This window comes from Streptomyces sp. NBC_00873 (assembly GCF_045207415.1).
GTDB lineage: Bacteria > Actinomycetota > Actinomycetes > Streptomycetales > Streptomycetaceae > Streptomyces.
Genome location: NZ_CP108803.1, coordinates 779,848 through 803,218, shown reverse-complemented (window position 1 = coordinate 803,218; position 23,371 = coordinate 779,848). Strand labels below are relative to the sequence as shown.

Here is a 23,371-nt window from a genome sequence, read left to right as displayed (position 1 = left end):
TACAGTTTACCCGGGGGGGTATCTGTCATCAAGGTTAGCACTTATACCCGGGGGGGTATTTCCGGACCCCGGTGTGACGGAGGGAACGACAGACGGCTGTCGCCCGCCGCGCCCTGCCCGGCGGCGCCGCGAGGTGGCCGGCCAACAGCGCGTCACCGCAGGAGCTCGGTCCACAGATCGAGCGGCTGCACGCGAGAGGTGCCGGTGACGGTGTACGCGGCTCCCGACGACCCTGAGCAGATCGAGGGCTATGGCCGTCTGGGCGTCGAACGGCTGCTGTTCTACGTGCCGACGATGCCTGAACGGGAGACGCTGGAGTACCTCGACGGGTTGGCCGAAGTGGCTGCCCGTTACCGCTGAGACGCCGGAAACCACTGCGCCTCGGAATGGAGGACCGATCCGGAGAACCGTGACCACCGGAACTTCCGTGACTGCCGAAAGGAGTGCGATGCCCACTCTGACGAGCGCTGAGGCACGTGAGCGGTTCGCCGCGGCGCGCATCGCCCACCTCGCGACGACCGGCACCGACAGCCGCCCGCACCTGGTGCCGGTGGTGTTCGCCCTGGACGGCGACACGGTGATGCTGGCCGTGGACCACAAACCGAAACGGACGATGCGGCTGAAACGCCTGGCCAACATCGCCGCCAACCCATCGGTCTGTCTGCTCACCGACCACTACGAGGAGGACTGGGAACGACTGTGGTGGGTGCGGGCCGACGGTGAGGCCCGCGTGCTCCCCCCGCCGGACCGCTTCCCCGAGGCCGCCCGCCGGGTCGGCCTGCTCACGGCGAAATACCGGCAGTACGCCGACCGCCCTCCCGACGGACCGATGGTCGAAGTCTCGGTGCTGCGTTGGAGCGGCTGGCGCGCGTCCTGAGCCGCGCGGCCATACGACCGGGCGGTTCTCGGCCAACGTCGTCGCAGGCCGGTGCGGGACCTGCCGACGAGGGTTTCGTGGCCGTGGAGCCTCAGAGCGGCTCCCGGATGTCGCCGGCCGCAGCCGTCACTGTGCCCGCCCCGAGCGCCGCCGGCTCCTCCCGCGCGGTCGGCAGTCGCTCCGGCCTGCGGCCCGCGATCATCAGATCCGCGCCGAGCCGGGCCCGGCGCCGAGGTCGACGGGCTTGCGGTACGCGACTGGCCGGGCACCGCGCTGCGCGGCGTCATCGAGGGCTTCTACGGCACCCCGTGGTCGCACGAGGCCCGACTCGACCAGCTCGACTACTACGGCGAGCACAAGATGAACATCTATGTGTACTCGCCGAAGGACGACGCGTACCTCCGCGAGAAGTGGCGCGACCAGTACCCCGCGGAGCAGCTGGCGCAGATCAAGGAACTGACCGACCGGGCCGTGCAGCGGCACGTCGAGTTCACCTACGCCCTCTCGCCCGGACTCTCCGTCTGCTACAGCTCCGACGCCGACGCCACGGCGCTCGTCGACAAGTTCCAGGCGATCTGGGACATCGGCGTTCGCACCTTCGCGGTCCCGCTCGACGACATCAGCTACACCAACTGGAACTGTGCGGCGGACAAGGCGAAATGGGGGACCGGCGGCGGTGCGGCGGGCGCCGCGCAGGCATATCTGAACAAGGTGAACAAGGAGTTCATCGGCACGCACCCGGGCGCCCAGCCGCTCCAGATGGTGCCCACCGAGTACTACAACGTCTCGACCACGCCCTACAAGAAGGCGCTCGCCGAGCAGCTCGACCCGCATGTCCTCGTCGAGTGGACGGGTGTCGGCGTCATCGCACCGACGATGACCGTTGCCCAGGCCAAGACCGCCCGCACGGTTTTCAACCACCCGATCCTGACCTGGGACAACTACCCGGTCAACGACTACGTCACCAACCGGCTGCTGCTCGGCCCGTTCAACGGCCGGGAGAAGGGGCTGCCGGGGGAGCTGGCCGGGATCACCGCCAACCCGATGATCCAGCCGTACGCCTCCAAGCTCTCGCTCTACACGGTCGCGGACTACTCCTGGAACGACGCCGCGTACGACGAACGGGCCTCGTGGCTGCAGGGGCTCCAGGAGTACGCGGGCGGTGACGCCCGCACCGAGAAGGCGCTGCGTGCCTTCGCCGACATCAACTGCAGCTCGGCCCTGAACAAGCAGGAAGCGCCCGACCTGGCGGGCGAGTTCGCCCGCTACTGGCAGTACGGCGACGCGGCCCGGCTCACCTCGGTACTCCGTGACCTGGGCAACGCCCCGGACCGCCTGCGCGGCAGTCTCCCGGACCGCGGCTTCATCGACGACTCGGGCCCCTGGCTGGACGCCACCGAGTCCTGGGCGACCGCGACCCGGACGGCGCTGCGCATGGTCGAGGCGGCCCGCGCCGGAAAGGGCGCGCAGGCGTGGGAGCTCCGCCAGCAGCTGCCCGCACTCGTCGCCGAGGCGCAGTCCTTCACCTACACGGGATTCGACGGCCGCAAGGTGCCGGTCACCGTCGGCAACGGGGTGCTGGACGGATTCATCGACAAGGCCACCGCCGAGCACGACCGGATCATCGGTGTGAGCGGCAGGCCCACGGCATCGACCAGCCTCGGTACGTACCAGACCAACACCGTCGCCCGGATGATCGACGGCGACGACTCGACGTACTTCTGGAGCAGCGGTGCGCCCGCCGCCGGTGATCAGGTCACCGTCGACCTGGGCCGCGTAAGGGAGATCGGCGGCATCAGCCTGCCCATGGCCAAGCCGGGAAGCACCGACGACTACCTCCACGACGGGGTGCTGGAGTACTCCGCCGAAGGGCAGACCTGGCAGCAGCTCACCGCCTTCTCCGGGAAGCCGGACGTCACCGCGACCGCCCCCGCCGGGACGAAGGCCCGCTATGTGCGGGCGCGGGCGACCGCGGGCCAGACGAACTGTGCGGTGACCGGCGGACCGTCCGCCGCCGCCGGATCCGCCCTGCGTTCGGCGGCCGACGGTGACCTCGGCACCGTCTACCGGGCGGCGCGCGCGCCCGAGGCCGGTGAGGCGCTGGAGCTGGGGCTCGGCTCCGCGCGCTCCGTCGGGTCCGTCACCGTCCTGCAGCCGGCCGGGTCCAACGCCCTCGCGGACATCCAGCTGCGGGGCACCGACGGGACCTGGAGGACCGTCGGTGCGCTCGACGGTCCGTACACCAGGGTGACTCCGGCCGACCGGACGGCCGATGCGGTACGTCTCGCCTGGCGCGCCTGGCGCGCCGGGTCCGCAGCACCGCAGATCGCCGAGCTGGTGGTCGGTTGAACCGGTAGGGGCCGTCTCGGAGGCCCATGACCCCGGCCGACCCTGCTCCGGCCGGCCGCGCGCCCGGCATGCCCGTACCTCCCGGGGCGTGCCGGGCGCGCGGTCATCTCTCGGTCCGGTCGAAACGGTCCAGGGCGGGTTGTTCCCAGAGAGGCAAGCGACCGCTTAGTATGCCCGAGAGCAGTGGTAATGCCGACAGTGTTGTGGAGGCCCCTCATGCAGGCATGGCGAGTGCACCGGAACGGTGAGCCGAACGAGGTGATGCGGCTCGAAGAGGCGGACCGGCCCACGCCCGGCGACGGGCAGGTGCTCATCGAGGTGCTCGCGGCGAACATCAATTTCCCCGACGCACTGCTCTGCCGCGGCCAGTACCAGGTACGGCCGCCGCTGCCGTTCACCCCGGGCGTGGAGATCTGCGGTGAGACGCCGGACGGACGCCGGGTGCTCGCCACCCCCGCCCTGCCGAACGGCGGCTTCGCCGAGTACGTCGTCGCCGACGAGGCGGCGCTCCTGCCGGCCCCGGACGCCCTGGACGACGCCGAGGCGGCTGCCCTGCACATCGGCTATCAGACGGGCTGGTTCGGACTGCACCGCCGGGCGCACCTCCGGGCGGGCGAGACTCTTCTCGTGCACGCCGCGGCGGGCGGAGTCGGCAGCGCGGCGGTCCAGCTCGGCAAGGCCGCCGGGGCCAAGGTCATCGGTGTCGTCGGCGGCCCCGAGAAGGCCAAGGCCGCCCATGAGCTCGGCTGCGACCTGGTCATCGACCGGCGCACCGAGGACATGGTCGCAGCGGTCAAGGAGTTCACCGGCGGACGCGGGGCCGATGTCGTCTACGACCCGGTCGGCGGCGACGCGTACGCCAAGTCCGTCAAGTGCGTCGCCTTCGAGGGCCGGGTGATCGTCGTCGGATTCGCGAGCGGCGGCATTCCCACTCCTGCGCTCAACCACGCCCTCGTCAAGAACTACTCGATCGTCGGACTCCACTGGGGTCTGTACAACACCAAGGACCCGGCAGCGGTGCGCGCCTGTCACGAGGAGCTCACCGCGCTCGCGGCGCAGGGCGTCATCAAGCCACTGATCAGCGAGCGTGTCGCACTCGACGCGGCGGCCGCCGCCGTTCAGCGTGTCGCCGACGGCACGAGCACCGGCCGGATCGTCGTCCTTCCGGGGGGTGCCCGATGACGACCGCCGACGCGGCCGAACTCCGGCGCCTCACCCGCGAACTGCTCACTGCCCACCCCCCGGCCACCACCGACCGGACCGACTTCCTGAAGGCCCGCTTCGACGCCGGACTCGCCTGGGTCCACTACCCGGCCGGGCTGGGCGGACTCGACGCACCGCGCTCGCTGCAGCCCGTTGTCGACGCCGAACTCGCTGCCGCGGGAGCCCCCGACAACGACCCGCGCCGCATCGGCATCGGCCTGGGCATGGCGGCCCCCACCATCCTGGGTTTCGGCACCGACGAGCAGAAGCAGCGCTTCCTGCGACCCCTGTGGGTAGGCGAGGAGGTGTGGTGCCAGCTCTTCAGTGAACCGGGCGCCGGGTCCGACCTGGCGGCGCTCGGCACCCGCGCCGTCCGGGACGGCGAGTACTGGGTGGTCGACGGGCAGAAGGTCTGGACGTCCAGCGCACATGTGGCCCGCTGGGCGATCCTCATCGCCCGCTCCGACCCGGACCTGCCCAAGCACCGTGGCATCAGCTACTTCATCTGCGACATGACCGACCCGGGCGTCGAGGTGCGGCCGCTGCGTCAGATCACCGGCGAGGCCGAGTTCAACGAGGTCTTCCTCACCGGCGTACGCATCCCCGACAGCAGGCGGCTCGGACCGGTCGGCGACGGCTGGAAGGTCGCCCGGACCACCCTGATGAACGAGCGTGTCTCGATCGGTGGATCCCGTATCCCACGCGAGGGCGGCATGATCGGCCCCGTCGCCAGGACCTGGCGCGAACATCCCGAACTGCGCACCCACGATCTCCACCAGCGCCTGCTCACCCTCTGGGTCGAGGCCGAGGTCGCCCGGCTCGCCGGTGAGCGGCTGCGCCAGCAACTCGTCGCCGGACAGCCGGGCCCCGAGGGCTCCGGCATGAAGCTCGCCTTTGCCCGTCTCAACCAGGAGATCAGCGGCCTGGAGGTCGAACTCCGCGGCGAGGAGGGGCTGTTGTACGACGACTGGACCATGCGCCGCCCTGAGCTGGTCGACTTCACCGGACGCGATGCGGGCTACCGCTATCTGCGGTCCAAGGGCAACTCGATCGAGGGCGGTACGAGCGAGGTACTGCTGAACATCGTCGCCGAACGCGTCCTCGGACTGCCCGCCGAGCCGCGCAACGACAAGGACGTCGCCTGGAAGGACCTGTCCCGATGACAGCGCAGACCGAAGAGACCCTGGCGCCCGATCTGCTGTACTCGGAGGCCGAGGACGATCTGCGGGCCGCCGTACGGTCGTTGCTGGCCGACCGGGCCGACGCGCCGACGGTGATCGCCCGTATCGAGTCCGACACGCCGTACGACGCGCAGCTCTGGAAGGCCCTCGGCGCGGACATCGGCGCCGCGGGGCTGCTCGTGCCGGAGAAGCTCGGCGGTCAGGGTGCAAGCCATCGCGAGGCTGCGGTGGTCCTGGAGGAGCTGGGCCGCAGCGTCGCCCCCGCCCCCTATCTGACCAGCGCGGTCGTCGCCACCGAGACGCTCCTCGCACTGGGGACGGAGGACGGACCGGTCGGCGAACTCCTCGGCGAGCTGGCGGCGGGCCGCAAGGTCGCGGTCCTCGCCGTGCCGTTCTCCGCAACGGCCGGGACCGTGACGGTGACCGGCACCCTGGACGGGACCGTCACGGCGGCCGCCGACGCGGCCGCGGCCGATCTGCTGCTCGTGCCGACCAGCGACGGCCTGTACGCGGTCGAGGCCGGTGCCACGGGCGTCACCGTCGAGCCGCTCGTCGCGCTCGATCCGACCCGCCCGCTCGCCACCGTCACCCTCACCGCAGCCACCGGCACCCGCCTCGCGGACGCCGAGGCCGCACGCCCCGCCGTACGCCAGGGGCTGCTCGCCGGTGCCGGACTGCTCGCCTCCGAGCAGCTCGGTCTCGCCGAATGGTGCCTGACCGAGACGGTCCGGTACACCCGCGAAAGGCACCAGTTCAACCGGCCCGTCGGCTCGTTCCAGGCGCTCAAGCACCGGATGGCGGAGCTCTGGCTCCAGGTCGTCTCGGCCCGCGCCGCCGCGCGCAACGCCGCGGATGCCCTGGCGTCCGGCAGCCCCGACACGCCGCTGGCGGTGGCCGTGGCGCAGGCGTATTGCTCCGGGGTCGCGGTCCGTGCGGCGGAGGAGTGCATCCAGTTGCACGGCGGCATCGGCATGACGTGGGAGCACCCCGCGCATCTGTATCTGAAGCGGGCCAAGGCCGACTCGATCGCGTACGGCACGGCGGGGCGCCATCGTGAGGCCATCGCCGAGCTGGTGGAGCTGCCCGCACCGTAGAGCAACTGCCTCGCGAACAAAGGGACGTGGGGCGGGGTTGCCTGGCAGCCCCGCCCCTTCGTCGTTCCCGGCGGGCGGTTCCTGGTCGTCCCTGCCCGGTGGCAGCGCCGAGGCGCAGCTGAACCTGTGGAGCTGCAACGGCGGCAACCAGAACCGCGGCGGCGCCAATCCGTGCTGGACGAACCCGGCCCGGCCGGGGAACACCAGTCGACGGGCGGACGACGCCCGGATCAACTCTTGGCAGGTACCTGCCCGGCGGAGGTGCCCCGGACCCATACTCGGTCGGGTCCGCCCGTCCGGTCCGCACCCTGATCCCAGGAGAACCCATGGCGTTCCCGACCCGCCGCCGCGTCGTCACCACCGCCCTTGCCACGGTCGCCGCAGGCGCAGCCATACCCCTCCAGTCGGCCGCGGCCGCGGAGCCCGCCGCAGTCGCCCGCCATCACCCCCGCCCCCTCCGGCAGGCCCACGCGCACAACGACTACCTGCACACGCACCCCCTCCACGATGCGCTCTCCCACAGGTTCACCAGCGTCGAAGCGGACATCTTTCTCGTGGACGGAGAACTCCTCGTCGCCCATGAGGCCTCCGGTCTCGACCCCGCCCGCACCCTCGCGTCGCTCTACCTCGACCCGCTGCTGGCCAGGGTCAGGGCCAACCACGGAGCCGTGTACCCCGGCCACCGCGACCCCGTACAGCTGCTCATCGACATCAAGACGGACGGCGCCGCCGCCTACCTCGAACTCGACCGGCAGCTCCAGCGCTACCGCCGGATGCTGACCTCCTACCACGAGGGCCGGGTCCGCGCAGGCGCAGTCACCCCCGTCATATCGGGCGACCGGGCCGCCCGCGTCCCCCTGGAGGCGCAGCGCACCCGCCTCGCTTTCTACGACGGCCGGCTGGACGACCTCGGCACCGCGGCAACCGCCTCGTTCATCCCGCTCATCAGCAGCAACTGGACCCAGAGCTTCAGCTGGCGGGGCGCGGGCGCCTTCCCCACCGCGGAACGGGACAGGCTCCGCGCCCTCGTCACCGCCGCCCATCGCGAGGGCCGGCGTGTGCGCTTCTGGGCCACGCCCGACGTGGCGGGCCCCGAACGGGACGCCGTCTGGTCCGAATTGCTGGCCGCCGGGGTCGACCACCTCAACACGGACGACCTGGCGGGGCTGGAGCTCTTCCTCCGTGCGAAGGGCAGGGGTGCCCGGGGCGGCATCTGACAGGCCGTACGGCCCGAGGTGGTGACAGCCAGTCAACACCCGGATGGCGGACATGCCAGTCCGCCGGATGGTCCCTCCGCTACGCCACACTGGCGGCCGAATGCCGCATTCCGGCGCGGCGGAGGAGGTTGGCCATGGCCATTTCGATCTCACTGGTGCTGCTTCTGCTGATGCTTGCGGTGCTTTTTCTCCGCAACGGCGGACTGAAACCCTCGCATGCGATCGTCTGCGCGATGCTCGGATTCTTCCTTGCGGGTACGAGTATGGGGCCGACGATCCAGGAGGGACTGACGGCCACGGCGAATGTTGTCAGCAGCCTCCAGCCCTGACGCGGCCGATCCAGGTCCAGCCCTTGTGTTCACGGACGCCCTGCCACACCAGCCCGGCGCCACCGATCTCGAACAGGGCGGCCAGGATGAACAGGGCAATGGAGCGAGCGACAGTCATAGGCGTGGACCGGACGCTACCGACGGGCCTGACCGGTGATCTTCACCGGGTCGTCTGCTGCCTGGCAGCCGCATCCGCCTTGCCCGGCGGTGAAGGCGGCGCAGGAGCGCCGGCGCCGGGAGTACCACCAGGTGCCGACGGCCAGCGCGGCCAGAGCCAGGGCGAGAGCGGGCAGCCACCCCACCACGGCGGAGGCTCCGGCGCCGACGACGCCTGCAGCGATCAGAACAGGCAGCAGGCAGCACGCCACGCAGGCCAGCCCGGCCAGGGACGCGAGGGCCTTCGGGGTGCGTTGCTTGGGACGCGGGTCAGCAGCACGGTCCGGCATGGCGTTTCTCCTCAGCGAGGTCGGTGAAGGGGATGGGACAGCAGGCGCTCTCAGCACAGACGGTCAGGTCGTCGCATCCGGCCTCGACGGCCTCGACGGCCGCGACCAGCGCGGTGCGGATGGTGGTCAGGTCCGCGATCTTCGCGTCGACCTCGGCGAGCTTGGCGGCCGCGCGTTCCTGCAAGCCCGCGATGGGGCGGCCGTGGCGGTGCCGCCCGGCCTCCAGCAGCTCGGCGAACTCATCCAGGGTGAACCCCAGACGCTGGGCTGCCTTGATCACCCGCAGCACGGTCACTGACTCACCCCCGTACAGGCGGTGACCACCCAGGCTGCGCTCCGGCTCCGGCAGCAGGCCGCGCTGCTCGTAGTAGCGCAGGGTCTGGACGTTCACCCCGGCCGCCTCAGCCACCTGGCCACTGCGCAGCGCACCGGCGGGGGTCAGCGCACGGTGGGGCTGCGGCGTTCGACGAGGACCACGTCGCGCCACTTCCCGTGGTGGCGGCCGATGCGCTCGCGGGTGCCGATGACGCGGAACCCGGCCCGGGTGTGCAGGGCGAGGCTGGCGGTGTTCTCCGGGAAGATCCCGGACTGCACCGTCCAGATGCCCGCGGCCTCGGTCGAAGCCAGTAGCGCGGTCAGCAGCGCCAGGCCGACGCCACGGCCACGGACTGCGGGGTGGACGTAGACGGAGTGCTCCACGACGCCGGCGTACGCGCACCGGTCGGAGACCGGCACCACGGTGGCCCAGCCCAGCACCCGGCCGCCGTCATCGAGGGCGACCAGGCGGTGCTCGGGCAGCTTGGCGGCGTCGAAAGCCTCCCAGACCGGGGCGCTTGTCTCGAAGGTGGCGTCGCCCTCGTCGATGCCGAGCTGGTAGACCGCCAGGACCTGCTCGGCGTGCTCGGGCCGCATCGCCGTGACGTGCACGCCGGTCGCGGCGGCGGTCATTCCCCCGCCCGGACGCCGAGCTCGGCGAGCAGGCCGCGGATGCGCCGTTCGATCTCATCCCGGATCGGCCGGACGGCCGCCACACCCTGCCCGGCGGGGTCCTCCAGCTTCCAGTCCAGGTACCGCTTGCCGGGAAAGTACGGGCAGGCGTCCCCGCAGCCCATCGTGATCACCACGTCGGAGGACTGCACCGCTTCGACGGTGAGGACCTTGGGAGTCTCGGCAGTGATGTCGATGCCGACCTCGCGCATGGCCTCCACCACGGCCGGGTTCACGGCGTCCGCAGGGGCGGAGCCGGCCGAGCGGACCTGGACCCGGTCCCCGGCGAGGTGGGTGAGAAACGCTGCGCCCATCTGGGAGCGGCCGGCGTTGTGCACGCAGACAAACAACACGGACGGGGCGGGAGTGCTCATGAGGTCAGGGCGCTTTCTTCAGCAGGTCGGGCGGGTTCGGCGGGCTGCTGCCCGCGGTGCGGGACGACTGCCTCGTCCCCGGTTGCGGGGGCCGGGCGGCCGAAGCAGGCGGCGACCAGGGCCAGGCCGAGGACGGCGCCGATCAGTTGGGCGGCGAGGAACGGGGCGACGGAGGTTGGGGCGATCCCGGCGAAGGTGTCGGTGAACGCGCGGCCGATGGTCACCGCCGGGTTGGCGAAGGATGTGGAGGAGGTGAACCAGTACGCCGCCCCGATGTAGGAGGCGACCGCGACCGGGGCGAGGTGCGCGCGGCCGGTGCGGGCCAGACCGAAGATGAGCCAGACCAGCCCGGCGGTGGCCACCACCTCTCCCAGCCACAGGTGACCGGCCGCCCGGTCGTGGGTGGAGAAGTGCACCAGCGGCCTGGTGAACATCGCGTCCGCGAGCACCGCGCCGCCGATCGCCCCGGCAATCTGCGCCGGTACGTACGCGGCGACATCGCGCAGGCCGGGGCCGTCGCCGGTCCGGCGGCCGGTGAACCAGGCGGCCAGGGTGACCGCCGGGTTGAAGTGCGCCCCGGACACCGGGCCGAGGAACGCGATCAGCACGCCCAGGCCGAAGACGGTGGCCAGCGAGTTGGCCAGCAGTTGTACCCCAACGTCGCGGGTGAGCTCGGTGGCCTGGATGCCGGAGCCGACCACAACCGCGACCAGCGCGGCCGTGCCGAGCCCCTCGACAGCAGCCCGCCGGGCCAGCGGCGCCCCGGCGCTCACGCGAGGGCCTTCGCGGGCACGGCGGAGATCTGGAGCAGGGCGGACAGCTTGGCCAGGGCCTCGGGCAGCACCCAGTAGTACACCCAGGTCCCGCGCCGCTCCGAGCCGACCAGACCGGCCTCCCGCAGCACCTTCAGGTGGTGGGAGATCGTCGGCTGCGAGACGTCGAACGGGCCGGTCAGGTCGCACACGCACGCCTCGCCGCCTTCGCGAGAGGCGATCAGCGACAGCAGCCGCAGCCGGACGGGGTCCGACAGCGCCTTGAACATCCGCGACAGCTCCGCCGCGGACTCCTCACCCAGCGGCTCGCGGACCATCGGCACGCAGCACACCTCGTCCTGCCCGAGCACCGGCAGACCAGATTGTTTCGACATACCTCTATGTTGACAGCCATCTAAGCCGGTGCCAAGGTCGACTGTATCGACAGATGTCGAAACAAGCTGCTTCCTGATGGGAGACCGCCATGTCCCGTGTCCAGCTCGCCCTCCGCGTCGCCGACCTGGAAGGCTCGATCGCCTTCTACTCCAAGCTGTTCAACGCCGAGCCCGCCAAGCGCCGCCCGGGTTACGCCAACTTCGCCATCGTCGAGCCCCCGCTCAAGCTCGTCCTGATCGAGGGCGAGTCGGGCGAGGAGACCCGCCTGGACCACCTCGGCGTCGAGGTCGCCTCCACCGAGGAGGTCACCGCGGCCACCGAGCGGCTGAAGGAGGCGGGCCTGGCCACGTTCGAGGAGAACGACACCTCCTGCTGTTACGCCCTGCAGGACAAGGTGTGGGTCACCGGCCCCGGCAAGGAGCCGTGGGAGGTCTACGTGGTCAAGGCCGACGCCGACACCCTCGGCAAAAGCGCCGTGGACGCCCCGGAGGCGAGCTGCGGCACCACCGCCTGCTGCACCCCCGACAAACAGGCCGCCGACCCGGCCCAGACCCCGGCCGAGGCCAAGGCAGCCGCCGGGTGCGTCTGCGGCAGCTGACCCGAATCGTCAGCTACCCTCCTCCGCCTCGGCCGCCCGCGGGTCATGCAGGGGCCGCAGCCCCCCGCCCGCCGGGGTGGAGGCGCGGAAGCTGTAGCGGCCTACTGGCGCAGAGCACTTGTTCCGCAGCTGTCGTATTCCTGAGCAAGAAGGTCCGGCCGTGCTGACCCTGCTGTCCTGGCCCGGCACCTTCGGCGGTTCCGGGCGCTTGCCGGCGCCGTATGACTCCGTCACTGTGGGTGTCGTCGCGCTCATCGTGTTCGCATGGGCGGTGCGCTCGGGCGTCGACCATCTGCGGACCACTCCGACCGCTCCGACCGCGGCGCCGTCCGTCTGAGCGGATCACGATGCGCCGTACCCCCTGTGTGCCGACCTGACTGACAAGGGGCGCCCTTCCCCTGTCCGCGCGACGGACGACACGACGCGGCCGGCCGGCGGGGGACAGGCGCGAGCCCGCCGCACCACCATGCAGCACTCCCGTGCAGAGCAGGGCTCCCCGCACCGGCAGCCGTGCTCCCGCTCCCCGTACCGTGGCGCTCACCTCGTCATCTCGCCTACAGGAGTACGCATGAGCTTCGATGTCGACGCCGTCCGCGCCCAGTTCCCCGCCCTGAAGTCGGGCTCCGCCCGCTTCGACGCCCCCGGCGGCACCCAGACACCGCAACCGGTGATCGACGCCATCGCGGACGCACTGGCCAATCCGCTGGCCAACCGGGGCCTTACCACCGAGGGCGAGCGCAACGCGGAGGCTGTTGTGACCGGCGCCCGCCGCGCGCTGGCCGACCTGCTGGGCGCCGATCCGCGGGGCATCGTCTTCGGTCGCAGCTCCACCCAGCTCGCCTACGACCTGTCGCGCACCCTCGCCAAGAACTGGGGCCCCGGCGACGAGGTGGTCGTCAGCCGGCTCGACCACGACTCCAATATCCGCCCCTGGATCCAGGCTGCCGAGACTGTGGGCGCCGCCGTCCGCTGGGCAGACTTCGACCCGGCCACCGGTGAGTTGACCACCGACGACATCGCGCAGGTGCTCTCCGCGCGCACCCGCTTGGTCGCCATCACTGCAGCGTCCAACCTGATCGGCACCCGCCCCGACATCCCGGCTGTCGCCGACCTTGTACACCGGGCCGGAGCACTGCTGCATGTGGACGCGGTGCACTACGCCTCGCACGCCGCTGTCGACCTGCCCGGCCTCGGCGCGGATTTCCTGGTCTGCTCGCCGTACAAATTCCTCGGCCCGCACCTCGGTGTGCTGGCGAGCCGCCCCGAGCTGCTGGAGACGCTGCGGCCGGACAAGCTCCTTCCCTCCACCGACGCGGTTCCCGAGCGCTTCGAACTGGGCACGCTGCCCTACGAGTTGCTCTCCGGTGCCCGCGCGGCAGTGGACTTCCTCGCCGGACTGGCCCCCAGCACCGACGGCACTCGCCGGGAACGGCTGCTCGCCGGCTTCGAGGCGATCGAGACCCACGAGGACGCCCTGCGGGCCCGTATTGAGCAAGGACTGGCCGCCCTCGGCGGTGTCACGGTGCACTCCCGGGCCGCCCACCGCACGCCGACCCTGTTGCTCACCCTGGCGGACCGAAGCGCCACCGTCGCCTCGCGATATCTGGCGGAGCGAGGTGTCGACGCTCCCGCCGGCTCGTTCTACGCGCTGGAGGCATCCCGCAGGCTCGGACTGGGCGACGAGGGCGGACTGCGGATCGGTCTGGCCCCCTACAACAGCGCCGAGGACGTCGACCGGCTGCTGGACGCCCTGTCCGGCTTCCTGGACACCTCGCCCGCCACCGGCTGACGCGGGCGGCCCACTCGCGAGGTGCTGGTGTGCGGTGGGTGTCCTGGCGCCGGGCCGTTGCCGACGGCGCGACGAGACGGGCGGCGTCGTCGGCCAGGGCCCTGCCATGCGGGGCCGGGCCTTCGAGCAGGAGAACATCACATGGGCCGAGCGGGCCCTGCGCGCCCTGGAACAGCGCACCGGCGTGTCCCGTTAGGTGGTGGCGGCAGCGACGACCGGCGGAGCAGTCATCCCGGGCGCGCCGCACGCCACACGCCGAGGTCCTGTGCGGCGGCGTCGAGCAGGCGGCCGGGGTGCGCGGTTTGCCCGGCCGGTGCAACGGCCCGGATCCGTCGTCATTCCCCACGCCGCCGGTCCGCCGACGGCTGATCGAGGTGGCGCGCTCCTGGTGGGCCTGGGCTGCTACCGTTGGTCGGATCCCATCATCTTCATTTGCCCGTTCTTGCGGTTTGCCGGCTTCTCCGCCTGCCGGGAATTCCTCGATACGTGCCGCACATCGAGGAAGGCTCGTCATGAAGCACCCAGCTCGCACGGACACCACGCAGGGCGAGTTCGCCCTGCCGGAGACGATCACCCCGGCCCTGCCGGCGGCCGCGTCGTTCGCCGACCTGGATCTTCCGCCCGCCCTGCTGAAGACGCTCACCGGCCTCGGCGTGAACCACCCGTTCCCGATCCAGGCGGCCACGCTGCCCAATTCCCTCGCGGGCCGGGACGTCCTGGGCCGGGGCCGCACCGGATCGGGCAAGACCCTCGCTTTCGGTCTGGCGCTGCTCACGCGGATCGCAGGCCGGCGCGCGGAGCCGAAACGGCCGCTCGGGCTGATCCTCGTACCGACGCGGGAGCTGGCCCAGCAGGTCGGCGAGGCGCTCACGCCGTACGCCCGGGAGCTGAAGCTGCGGATGGTCACGGTGGTCGGCGGCATTTCGATCGGCAGGCAGGCCGGCGAACTGCGGGCCGGGGCCGAGGTCGTTGTTGCGACGCCCGGACGCCTGCACGACCTCATCGGGCGCAAGGACTGTCGCCTGGACCGGGTGCGCATCACCGTCCTGGACGAGGCCGACCAGATGTGTGACATGGGCTTCCTGCCCCAGGTCACCGAACTGCTCGACCAGGTGCGACCCGACGGCCAGCGGATGCTGTTCTCGGCCACCTTGGACCGCGACGTCGACCTCCTGGTCCGCCGCTACCTCCACGACCCGGTGGTCCACTCGGTCGACCCGTCGGCAGGGGCGGTCACGACGATGGAACACCATGTACTGACCGTCCACGGCGCCGACCGGTACGCCGTCACGACCGAGATCGCGGCCCGGGACGGACGGGTGCTCCTGTTCCTGGACACCAAGCACGCGGTCGACCAGTTGACCAAGCACCTGCGGGCCAGCGGTGTCCGCGCCGCCGCGCTGCACAGCGGCAAGTCCCAGCCCCAGCGCACGCGCACCCTCGCACAGTTCAAGAACGGTCAGGTCACCGCACTGGTGGCCACCAATGTCGCGGCCCGGGGCCTGCACGTGGACGACCTCGACCTGGTGGTCAACGTCGATCCGCCCAGCGACCACAAGGACTATCTGCACCGTGCCGGGCGCACCGCCCGTGCCGGTGAATCCGGCAGCGTCGTCACCCTGGTCCTCTCGAACCAGCGCCGCGACATGAGCCGGCTGATGGCCGACGCCGGTATTACGCCGAAGATCGCCAAGGTGCGCTCCGGTGAGGCGGAACTGAGCCGGATCACCGGTGCCCGTGTCCCGTCCGGCCTTCCTCTCGACGGCGGTCCAGCCGCGGCGCGTCCCGCCGGCGGCCACGCGCCGTTCCGTGGCATGGGCACGGCCCGGGGTGATTCCGGGCGCGCCGGTGGCGGGTCCCGCCGCGGAGGCGAGGCCCGCAAGATGGCCGAGGCCCGCAAAGCCGCACGGGTGCGCCGCGGCTCGTAGCGGGGCCGGGACCGGGGAGCGGAGGGACCGCGGACAACGACCGGCTGCATGCGCGCACCGAGCCCGGCGGAACATCGAGGCGTTCCGGCCGGTCCTGAGCCACGTTCCGTCCCGACCGGCACGGGCGTGCCGGAGGTGCTCATGCTGCCAGAGGCCGGTCCCCTGGCGTGATGGGAGCCGGCAGCACGGTGGAGCCACTCAGGAACCGGTCCGTCGCGGCCGCGGCGGACCGGCCCTCCGCGATGGCCCACACCACGAGGGACTGGCCACGTCCCGCGTCACCGGCGATGAAGATCCCGTCCATCCTGGTGCGGACCGTCTGCTCGACCGTCTCGGCAGCGAAAGCGGCATCCCGGGCGAAGTTCCCCCGGTCGTCCAGGGTGAGCCCGAGTTGCTTCATGAGACCGGTGCCCCGTTCGGGACCGTGGAAGCCGAGGGCGAGCAGGACCAGATCCGCCGCCATCAGATGCTCGGTGCCCGGCCGCGGCCTTCTGACCACGGGTTCCACCTTCGCCAGGCGCAGTCCGCGCACGTGGCCGGTCTTGTCCCCTTCGAAACGGAGGGTGGCGGAGGCGAAGACTCTCGGATCCGCGCCCTTCCGCCCCCGGGCCTCCTCATGGGCATGGGAGATCCGATAGACCTTCGGATACGTGGGCCAGGGCTCGGTGTCCCGCCGGGTCTCGCCGGGCTCCGGATTGATATCCAGCTGCACCACGGAGCTCGCGCCCTGGCGCAGGGCGGTGCCGAGACAGTCCGAGCCGGTGTCCCCGCCGCCGATGATCACCACGTGCTTGCCCTCGGCGGTGACGGGAGGCGAGACGTAGTCGCCCTCCCTGACCCGGTTGGCGAGGGTCAGATAGTCCATGGCCTGATGAATGCCGTCCAGCTCGCGACCGGGGACGGGCAGCTCACGTTGTCCCCTGGCCCCTACGGCGACGACCACCGCGTCGTGACGTCTTCTGAGTTCGGTGGCGTCGAGATCGCCGCCGACGTCCACACCCGTGCGGAACTTGGTCCCTTCGGTCCGCATCTGCTCGATGCGGCAGTTCAGGTGGTGCTTCTCCATCTTGAATGCGGGGATCCCGTAGCGCAGCAGACCGCCGATGCGGTCGGCCCGCTCGTAGACGGCAACGGTGTGACCGATGCGAGTGAGCTGTTGCGCTGCCGCCAGTCCGGCGGGTCCGGAGCCGATGACGGCGACCGTCTTCCCACTGAGCCGCTCGGGCGGTTGCGGTGTCGCGTACCCGCACGCCCAGATCTGATCGGCGATCGCCTGTTCGACGTTCTTGATCGTCACTGGATCGGCATTGATGGTGAGCACGCACGCGTCCTCGCACGGCGCCGGGCACAGCCGCCCGGTGAACTCCGGGAAGTTGTTCGTTGCGTGCAGTCGCTCGGCGGCGGCCCGCCAGTCGGCCCGTGCCGCGTAGGCGTTCCACTCGGGGATGAGGTTTCCCAACGGGCAGCCGTGGTGGCAGAACGGTATGCCGCAGTCCATGCAGCGTCCCGCTTGCTCGGACACGAGCGGAAGGCGTGGCTGGCCCGCGTAGACCTCGTCCCAGTCGCTCAGTCGTTCATCGACGGGGCGTGCCGGGGCGGGCCGGCGGGGAACTTTGAGGAAGCCGAAAGGGTCGGTCATGCGCCGCCTCCATCGCCCCTTGCGGTGTACCGGCGTTTCGGCCAGCCTACGCCTGCTTTCTACCGCTTTCATCGGCCTGCGGACTCCGGGACCCGTCCGGGCGGTCCTGCGCGGCTCCTGTGATCGGGTCGTGGACCGAGAACTCTCCGGGCACCTGGTTCCCCTTGAGGCGGTCAGGGGGGTGCTGCCAGGGAATTGCCGCGGGTGGCGCGGGCGCCACCTGGTCTCGTCCGCTACCTCGTACCTTGCGTGCGAGGGCCTCCACGAGGGTCTCCCCGGCCTCGACGGTTCAGGTCGAGGTCTTCGCGGGCTCCGGCTCCGTGGTCCCTGTCGTGGTGGGCTTGTCGAGGCGCTTGCCGAGCAGGACGAACAGCAGGATGAGCCCAACCGTGAGGAGGGTGTGGCCCAGGCCGGCGATCCCCGGCACGGCCTCGGGGACATGCTTGCCGAGCACTGTCTCGGTGCCGTGGACGCCCATCATGATGACGGTGATTGCGATGCCCGCGTTGTAGAACCAGAAGAACGCGGTGAAGAGTTTCGTCCCGGACAGCTGGAACTGCTTGTCGAGGGCGAGGACGATGAGGAAGCCCAGCATGCCCAGGGCGAGCAAGTGGGTGTGCATGACTGCCAGTTGCGTGTCGCCCCGAAAATCGTGGGCCTTGGTGAACTCCCGGTAGAACAGCCCGGAGATCACTCCCAGAATCATGTAGACGTGTGCCGCTATGTACGACTTCCGCATCTCCGCGCCAGCCCCCTGCCGATCAAGTGCCATCCCGACGAGGGTCATTGAAGCACTCCGAGTGGTAGCTGTCTGCCGGGTTCGGGAGAACGCACAAAGCCGGGTCGAGCGGACCTCGCCTGCCCCTGCAGTGGTCTGAGGGTGCGCCGGCCTCCCCGACCCGGGCCGCAGCCCTGCTCGGCGCCGTACACCTCGCCGCCCACCATCACTCTGCCGGTCCTGCGGGCGAAGCAGTCGCCGCACATGACGCACGTCAGCGCAGCACGGAACGCGCGATGCGGAATCCTACGTCGTCGATCTGGAAGGTCGGGTGGCTGCGTCGCCGCACCGAGGCCCGGCAGCTCCAGTGCTCGTCAAACCATCCACCGCCACGCAGTACCCGATAGCTGCCGTAGACCTCGGCATCGTAGATGTCCCAGCACCACTCCCACACGTTGCCCAACATGTCGTACACGCCCCACGCGTTGGGCTGCTTGCCGCCCACGTCGTGAATCCGCTCGCGGGAGTTGCCGCGGTGCCAGGCGATCTCGTCGAGCTGCCCGTACCGCGCGTCGGCCGTACCGGCACGACATGCGTGCTCCCACTCGGCCTCGGTCGGTAGCCGGTACCCGTCAGCAGATGCGTCCCACTCGATGCCCTCGGCGTCCGCGCGGAGGCGATAGGCGGCTGCCAACCCCTCCTGCTGGGAAAGGGTGTTGCAGAATCGGACCGCGTCCCACCAGGACACGCCCTCGACGGGCAACTGGTCGCCTTGCGCGCTGCTCGGGCGCTGACCGGTGACCTGCGCATAGTGCGCCTGAGTGATCGGGAACGCCGCCAACCGATAGGGCGCGAGCTCGGTCGACCAGCTCCGCTGCGTTCGTCGGTCCGACAGTGTCACCCGCCCCGGCGCAACGGCGATCAACTCGATTCCTGCGTTCACGTCCATAAGCAGGCGATCATACTGATGCGTGATCGTCGTCGTCTCGGAGCTGCCCGTGGGTTGGGCTGCGGAATTTCCGGAATCAGGTGTCGGCCGACACCGGCGCAGCAGGCGGGGGCGGCCAGGAATGACGAACGTCTGTGGCGTGGGACGGGCTCCAGAGCGGACACATCGCACCACCCCGACAAGTGACGGCGGGGTGGTGCTCCTCGCGCCCGAGGGCAGTCAAGGGGATGTCGAACGAGGCGATGCCCGTGCCGTTCCTGGTTTGCCGAGAACGTTGCGGATGCGAGTGGCAACGTGCAGGTTGAGCCGGGTCTCGACATCGCTGAGATCGTGGTCGGTGATCTCGCGGATGCGCCGGAGGCGGTAGCGCACGGTGCTTCGGTGGATCTGCAGAACGTCAGCTGTGGTGTCGTAGCTGCCGCCGCTCTCCAGGTAGTGCGAGAGCGTGGTGACCATGTCGGTGTGGTGTCGGGCGTCGTACTCCAGAAGAGCTCCGAGCCATTCCCTGACGAAGCGGTCGGTCTCCCGTTCGCCGTCCCCGGTTCCCATCATCCGGCAGATGCCGATGTCCTGGAAGCTGGTGCTGCCGTGTGGTTCCGGAGATCTGCGCCGTACGGTGAGGGCACGGACGGCCTCGTCGTAGGAGTGCGGCAGGTCGGTGAAGAGGTCGCAGCGGCTGCCGATGCCGACGGCCCCGGTCGCCGTGCCGAGGTCCTGCGCCACGGCTCGGTACAAGGCATCGCCGGGATCGGGACCTGCCACCAGGACGACCGTGGTGGTTTCCCGGGCACCGATGAGCACATCCAGTCCCAGGCACTCGGCCGCCCGCGCGACGGCGTCGCCCAGCGTCACCTCTTCCGCTGCTCCGTCCCACTGCAGCACGGCGATGCGGTGCGGCCCGTGCAGGTCGTGACCGAGGGCGGCGGCATGGACGAACACGCCGTCGGTCGCCTCACCGGAGATCAGTCTTTCGACCAGGTCGTGGCGCAGCCTCGGCTCCAGCTCGGCGAGAGCGCGTTCGTGGGAGAGCTCGGGAGCCAGGGCCAGGCCCGTCTCCTCCAGAGCCGCGGTGTCCAGCTTCCCCGCACGTCGGTCGGGGTCCACCAGGGCGACCAGTCCGAGCAGGTCGCCTGCCGCCGCGATGGGGACGACCAGTCGGTCCCGGTCGCGGACGGCGCCCTGCCGGCGCCGCACCTGCCGCAGCAGCTCGTCCCGGGGCCGGTTCGCCGATCCGGGGCGCGGTCCGCCGCGGCTGGGGCCTGCCCACGCCCGCAGATTGCCGAAGGGATCCTCGGTCAGTGCAGAGAACCCCGTGTGATCGTGCAGGGCCTGGAGCATCCCCTTCTCACCCTTGCCGGAGGCCCCGACACGGGTGAGGGCTCGGTGAAAGGCGTTCTGGTACGAAAGGGCGGACACGGTGGCGCTGAGATCGACCCCCGGTCCGGATTGCTCCGCCGTCGGCCACTGTTCCCTCTCGGCATGGGCGGGCTTCTCGCACGGCCGGCTCAGTCCCGCGAGTGCGGCTGCGGCCTGCCGGGCGAGCAGCTCGGCATCGGTGGTCTCCTCGGCCGAGGGGGTGTCCAGTATCCGAACGACGAGGTAGCCGAGACATCGCCCGCGGTGGCGCAGCGCCAGGGCCCACAGGCAGTGGCCGTCCTGGTCGTCCCAGCGCCCGCTGCGGCCCTCCAGCGCACCGATCCACCGGTCGACGCCGTCAGTGGCCGTCGGGTCGTCGTCCGCCACGGCGGGCTCGGCCGCCGTGGCGTTCACCGCCACGACGCCCGGCCGGGAATGACCGGAGCCGGCCGTGGAACACGGGCGGCACCGCTGGGCGACGCCGTGGTGAGCCGCATAGGCCGCTTCTGCCGCGAACGGCCCGGTGACGGCGATCGCAGCCATGGCCGCCCACACCACCTCGCGTTCGTCGGTGGCGTCGAACATCGCCGTGGTGAGTCGGAGGAAAGTGTGCCGGCCGGCCCAGCGCTGCGGGATCGGGCGCACAGCACCCACCGTCGATGATCCGGAGCGGACAGCATCCATCGGAGATCCATTCGTGTCTCGACACAGCAGCTCTCCGCCTTTCACGCTACGCCGTCCGGCGCAGGGCCACCTCAGCCGGCCCTGCGGATGCCCTGACCTCGCGGGACGGGCGGGCCTGCCCGGATTGGTCCTGCCGGGGCAGGGAAACGCGTGCGTCACCGCGCCACCCTTTCCCCATGTGTGGCCGCGAGCGGGACCGTGCCCCCGGCAGCCGCGGTGTTCGGTCAGTGCCGCGACGGAGGAGAATCTCATGGCCAAGGCAGTAGGTATCGACCTCGGCACCACCAACTCGGTCATCGCGGTCTGGGAGGGCGGTGAGCCCACCGTGATCCCGAGTGCGGAGGGAGCCAGGACCACCCCCTCGGTGGTCGCCTTCTCCGACACCGGCGAGCGGCTGGTCGGACAGCTGGCACGCCGGCAGTCGATCCTCAATCCCAAGGGCACCATCACGTCCGTGAAGCGGTTCATCGGCCGTCGCTTCGACGAGGTCCCCGAGGAGGCCAAGGCGGTCTCCTTCGACGTGGTCGAGGGACCGGGCGGGGTGGCCCGCTTCGAGGTGAACGGCAAGCACTACGCGCCGGAGGAGATCAGCGCGCAGGTGCTGCGCAAGCTGGCCGAGGACGTGGGGAAGTCGCTCGGTGAGCGGGTGACAGAGGCTGTCATCACCGTACCCGCCTACTTCAACGACGCTCAGCGACAGGCCACGAAGGACGCGGGAAAGATCGCCGGTCTGGAAGTTCTGCGGATCATCAACGAGCCGACCGCCGCAGCCCTGGCCTACGGTCTGGACAAGAAGGGCCATGAGGCAGTCCTGGTCTTCGACCTCGGTGGTGGCACCTTCGATGTCAGCATCCTCGACATCGGCGACGGCGTGGTGGAGGTAGGGTCCACGGCCGGCGACTCCCATCTGGGCGGCGACGACTTCGACCGCCGGCTGGTGGACTATCTGGCGGACGCGTTCCAGAAGACCGAGGGCATCGACCTGCGCAAGGACCCGCAGGCCCTGCAGCGCCTGTTCGAGGCGGCCGAGAAGGCGAAGACCGAACTGAGTTCGGTCACCCAGACCCGGGTGAGTCTGCCGTTCGCCACGGCGGATGCCTCCGGGCCCAAACACCTCACCGAGACCGTCCGCTGTTCCACCTTCGAACAGATCACCGCGGATCTGGTGGAGCGCTGCCTGGCCCCGGTCAAGCAGGCGATGGGCGACGCGAAGATCAGCGACAACGACATCGACGAGGTCATCCTGGTCGGCGGCTCGACGCGTATCCCGGCCGTACAGGCTCTGGTACGGCGCCTGACCGGCGGCAAGGACCCCAACATGAGCGTCAATCCGGACGAGGTGGTGGCGCTGGGCGCCGCCGTTCAGGCCGGGGTGCTCAAGGGCGAGGTCAAGGACGTCCTCCTGCTGGACGTCACCCCGCTCTCGCTGGGCGTGGAGTCCGCGGGCGGCGTCATGACGAAGATCATCGAGCGGAACACCACCATCCCCGCCCGACGGTCCGAGGTCTTCTCCACGGCCGAGGACAACCAGCCGGCCGTCGACATCGTGGTGCTCCAGGGCGAACGCGAACTGGCCGCCGACAACAGGGTGCTGGGCCGCTTCAGGCTGGAGAACCTCAGGCCCGCCCCCCGCGGGGAGACCCGGATCGAAGTCACCTTCGACATCGACGCCAACGGCATCCTCAAGGTCAGCGCCAAGGACAAGGACACCGGCGCCGAACAGTCGATCACGATCAGCGAGGGATCCAACCTCGACCAGGCCGAGGTCGATCGGATGATCGAGGAGGCCGAGCGCAACCGCACCGCCGACCAGGCGCTGCGCCAGGCCGTCGACGCCCGTAACGAACTCGATGCTGCCGCGTACCAGGTGGAGCGCCGGCTGGCAGAACTCGGTGACGCCGCGCCGCAGCACGAGCGCGCCCGCGCCGAAATGGTCATCGAGGAGGCGCGTACCGCCGTCAAGGACGAGGCGCCGGTGGAGCGCGCCCGCGCCCTCACCTCCGAACTCCAGCAGATTTACGCCGCACTGGCCACCCACTCCGCCGCGGCGGCACAGACCGCGGACCAGGGCGCAACGTCCGCCTGGGGCGGACCCTCAGGTGGCGACGACGACGTCGACGCCGAGTTCGACCGGGGCTGAGGTGACGTCATGCCGGAACATGACCAGGCACCTCCCGCCGAGGACGCAGCCCGGACGGAGCATCCGCGGGACGAGGCACCCGCACCGCAGGGCCCGTCGGCCCTCGACGCCGAAGAGCTGGAGGACCGGTGGCGGCGAGCCCTCGCCGATCTGGACAACCTCCCCAAGCGGTATGCCCGCGACCGCCCCGGGGAGCTGGAGGCGGAACGAGCCAGGGCCACGGCCGCCTGGCTCCCGGTCGTCGACAACCTCGAACTGGCCCTCGCCCACGCCGACGCGGATCCCGAAACGATCGTCATTGCACGGTCCTTCGAGCCCGGTGAGGACTGGCGCTGGTGTTTCGTCCACGAAGCCATGGTCTGAGG

At 70.7% G+C, this 23,371-nt stretch carries 24 protein-coding genes and 2 pseudogenes; 15 read left to right on the top strand and 11 right to left on the bottom strand.

Going from position 1 to position 23,371, the window contains the following annotated elements:
* Positions 1-210: 210 nt before the first annotated feature.
* From OH809_RS03835 to OH809_RS03800, 8 genes and pseudogenes are all read left to right on the top strand, one after another.
* Positions 211-360 (top strand): hypothetical protein, encoded by a 150-nt coding sequence (locus OH809_RS03835; RefSeq protein WP_406514838.1) that lies wholly within the window; start codon positions 211-213, stop codon positions 358-360.
* Between the two features lie 88 nt (positions 361-448).
* On the top strand, positions 449-877 hold the full coding sequence (locus tag OH809_RS03830; protein ID WP_406424006.1) for a TIGR03668 family PPOX class F420-dependent oxidoreductase: 429 nt from the start codon (positions 449-451) through the stop codon (positions 875-877).
* Between the two features lie 207 nt (positions 878-1,084).
* Positions 1,085-3,226, top strand: a pseudogene (locus tag OH809_RS03825) (beta-N-acetylglucosaminidase domain-containing protein); the annotation flags it as partial.
* Positions 3,227-3,442: 216 nt separating this feature from the next.
* Positions 3,443-4,408, top strand: coding sequence for an NADPH:quinone oxidoreductase family protein (locus tag OH809_RS03820; protein ID WP_406424008.1), 966 nt, complete (start codon positions 3,443-3,445; stop codon positions 4,406-4,408).
* Positions 4,405-5,592 carry an acyl-CoA dehydrogenase family protein gene (locus OH809_RS03815; RefSeq protein ID WP_406424010.1) on the top strand — a complete coding sequence of 396 codons (1,188 nt, stop codon included), beginning with the start codon at positions 4,405-4,407 and terminating at the stop codon, positions 5,590-5,592. The genes OH809_RS03820 and OH809_RS03815 overlap by 4 nt, the downstream gene beginning before the upstream one ends.
* Complete coding sequence (locus tag OH809_RS03810; RefSeq protein ID WP_406424012.1) at positions 5,589-6,704, top strand: acyl-CoA dehydrogenase family protein; 1,116 nt, start codon at positions 5,589-5,591, stop codon at positions 6,702-6,704. The genes OH809_RS03815 and OH809_RS03810 overlap by 4 nt, the downstream gene beginning before the upstream one ends.
* Before the next feature lie 326 nt (positions 6,705-7,030).
* Positions 7,031-7,921: a phosphatidylinositol-specific phospholipase C/glycerophosphodiester phosphodiesterase family protein gene (locus OH809_RS03805; protein WP_406424014.1), complete on the top strand. Its 891-nt coding sequence runs from the start codon at positions 7,031-7,033 to the stop codon at positions 7,919-7,921.
* Between the two features lie 134 nt (positions 7,922-8,055).
* Entirely contained in the window at positions 8,056-8,250 is a 195-nt protein-coding gene (locus tag OH809_RS03800) for a hypothetical protein (RefSeq protein WP_266978044.1), read from the top strand.
* Between the two features lie 4 nt (positions 8,251-8,254).
* On the opposite strand, the pseudogene OH809_RS03795 reads toward OH809_RS03800, so the two are convergent.
* The 7 genes and pseudogenes from OH809_RS03795 to OH809_RS03765 all read right to left on the bottom strand — a co-directional run.
* Positions 8,255-8,368, bottom strand: a pseudogene (locus OH809_RS03795) (hypothetical protein); the annotation flags it as partial.
* Between the two features lie 16 nt (positions 8,369-8,384).
* Positions 8,385-8,696, bottom strand: a complete 312-nt coding sequence (locus tag OH809_RS03790) for a hypothetical protein (protein ID WP_406424016.1) — start codon at positions 8,694-8,696, stop codon at positions 8,385-8,387.
* Positions 8,677-9,105 (bottom strand): MerR family transcriptional regulator, encoded by a 429-nt coding sequence (locus tag OH809_RS03785; protein WP_406514837.1) that lies wholly within the window; start codon positions 9,103-9,105, stop codon positions 8,677-8,679. The genes OH809_RS03790 and OH809_RS03785 overlap by 20 nt, the downstream gene beginning before the upstream one ends.
* Positions 9,106-9,134: 29 nt before the next feature.
* Positions 9,135-9,644, bottom strand: coding sequence for a GNAT family N-acetyltransferase (locus OH809_RS03780; RefSeq protein ID WP_406424020.1), 510 nt, complete (start codon positions 9,642-9,644; stop codon positions 9,135-9,137).
* On the bottom strand, positions 9,641-10,057 hold the full coding sequence (locus tag OH809_RS03775; RefSeq protein WP_406424022.1) for an arsenate reductase ArsC: 417 nt from the start codon (positions 10,055-10,057) through the stop codon (positions 9,641-9,643). The genes OH809_RS03780 and OH809_RS03775 overlap by 4 nt, the downstream gene beginning before the upstream one ends.
* Positions 10,054-10,830 (bottom strand): aquaporin, encoded by a 777-nt coding sequence (locus OH809_RS03770; RefSeq protein ID WP_406424024.1) that lies wholly within the window; start codon positions 10,828-10,830, stop codon positions 10,054-10,056. The genes OH809_RS03775 and OH809_RS03770 overlap by 4 nt, the downstream gene beginning before the upstream one ends.
* Positions 10,827-11,204 (bottom strand): ArsR/SmtB family transcription factor, encoded by a 378-nt coding sequence (locus tag OH809_RS03765; RefSeq protein ID WP_406424026.1) that lies wholly within the window; start codon positions 11,202-11,204, stop codon positions 10,827-10,829. Before OH809_RS03765 ends, OH809_RS03770 begins: the two co-directional genes overlap by 4 nt.
* A gap of 89 nt (positions 11,205-11,293) precedes the next feature.
* Here OH809_RS03765 and OH809_RS03760 point away from each other — a divergent pair, with 89 nt between their 5' ends.
* From OH809_RS03760 to OH809_RS03740, 5 genes are all read left to right on the top strand, one after another.
* Positions 11,294-11,803 (top strand): ArsI/CadI family heavy metal resistance metalloenzyme, encoded by a 510-nt coding sequence (locus tag OH809_RS03760; RefSeq protein ID WP_406424028.1) that lies wholly within the window; start codon positions 11,294-11,296, stop codon positions 11,801-11,803.
* Between the two features lie 160 nt (positions 11,804-11,963).
* Positions 11,964-12,140, top strand: coding sequence for a hypothetical protein (locus OH809_RS03755; RefSeq protein ID WP_406424030.1), 177 nt, complete (start codon positions 11,964-11,966; stop codon positions 12,138-12,140).
* 231 nt (positions 12,141-12,371) lie between these two features.
* Positions 12,372-13,592: a cysteine desulfurase-like protein gene (locus tag OH809_RS03750; protein WP_406424032.1), complete on the top strand. Its 1,221-nt coding sequence runs from the start codon at positions 12,372-12,374 to the stop codon at positions 13,590-13,592.
* Between the two features lie 34 nt (positions 13,593-13,626).
* On the top strand, positions 13,627-13,788 hold the full coding sequence (locus tag OH809_RS03745) for a hypothetical protein (protein WP_406424034.1): 162 nt from the start codon (positions 13,627-13,629) through the stop codon (positions 13,786-13,788).
* A gap of 316 nt (positions 13,789-14,104) precedes the next feature.
* A complete protein-coding gene (locus OH809_RS03740) occupies positions 14,105-15,520 on the top strand; it encodes a DEAD/DEAH box helicase (RefSeq protein ID WP_406424036.1) in 1,416 nt (471 codons plus the stop codon).
* Between the two features lie 139 nt (positions 15,521-15,659).
* On the opposite strand, the gene OH809_RS03735 is transcribed toward OH809_RS03740, so the two are convergent.
* The 4 genes from OH809_RS03735 to OH809_RS03720 all read right to left on the bottom strand — a co-directional run bounded on the left by OH809_RS03735 (position 15,660) and on the right by OH809_RS03720 (position 20,866).
* Positions 15,660-17,159 carry a glutamate synthase subunit beta gene (locus OH809_RS03735; protein ID WP_406424038.1) on the bottom strand — a complete coding sequence of 500 codons (1,500 nt, stop codon included), beginning with the start codon at positions 17,157-17,159 and terminating at the stop codon, positions 15,660-15,662.
* A gap of 289 nt (positions 17,160-17,448) precedes the next feature.
* Entirely contained in the window at positions 17,449-17,931 is a 483-nt protein-coding gene (locus tag OH809_RS03730; RefSeq protein ID WP_406424040.1) for a DUF2871 domain-containing protein, read from the bottom strand.
* A gap of 220 nt (positions 17,932-18,151) precedes the next feature.
* Positions 18,152-18,826, bottom strand: a complete 675-nt coding sequence (locus OH809_RS03725; RefSeq protein ID WP_406424043.1) for a formylglycine-generating enzyme family protein — start codon at positions 18,824-18,826, stop codon at positions 18,152-18,154.
* 219 nt (positions 18,827-19,045) lie between these two features.
* Complete coding sequence (locus OH809_RS03720) at positions 19,046-20,866, bottom strand: PucR family transcriptional regulator (protein WP_406424045.1); 1,821 nt, start codon at positions 20,864-20,866, stop codon at positions 19,046-19,048.
* A 250-nt stretch (positions 20,867-21,116) separates the two neighbouring features.
* Between OH809_RS03720 and dnaK the strand changes: the two genes are divergently transcribed.
* Together dnaK and grpE are read left to right on the top strand one after the other, a co-directional pair.
* Positions 21,117-23,006 (top strand): molecular chaperone DnaK, encoded by a 1,890-nt coding sequence (gene dnaK, locus OH809_RS03715; protein WP_406424047.1) that lies wholly within the window; start codon positions 21,117-21,119, stop codon positions 23,004-23,006.
* A 9-nt stretch (positions 23,007-23,015) separates the two neighbouring features.
* On the top strand, positions 23,016-23,369 hold the full coding sequence (gene grpE / locus OH809_RS03710; RefSeq protein WP_406424050.1) for a nucleotide exchange factor GrpE: 354 nt from the start codon (positions 23,016-23,018) through the stop codon (positions 23,367-23,369).
* Positions 23,370-23,371: the final 2 nt, after the last annotated feature.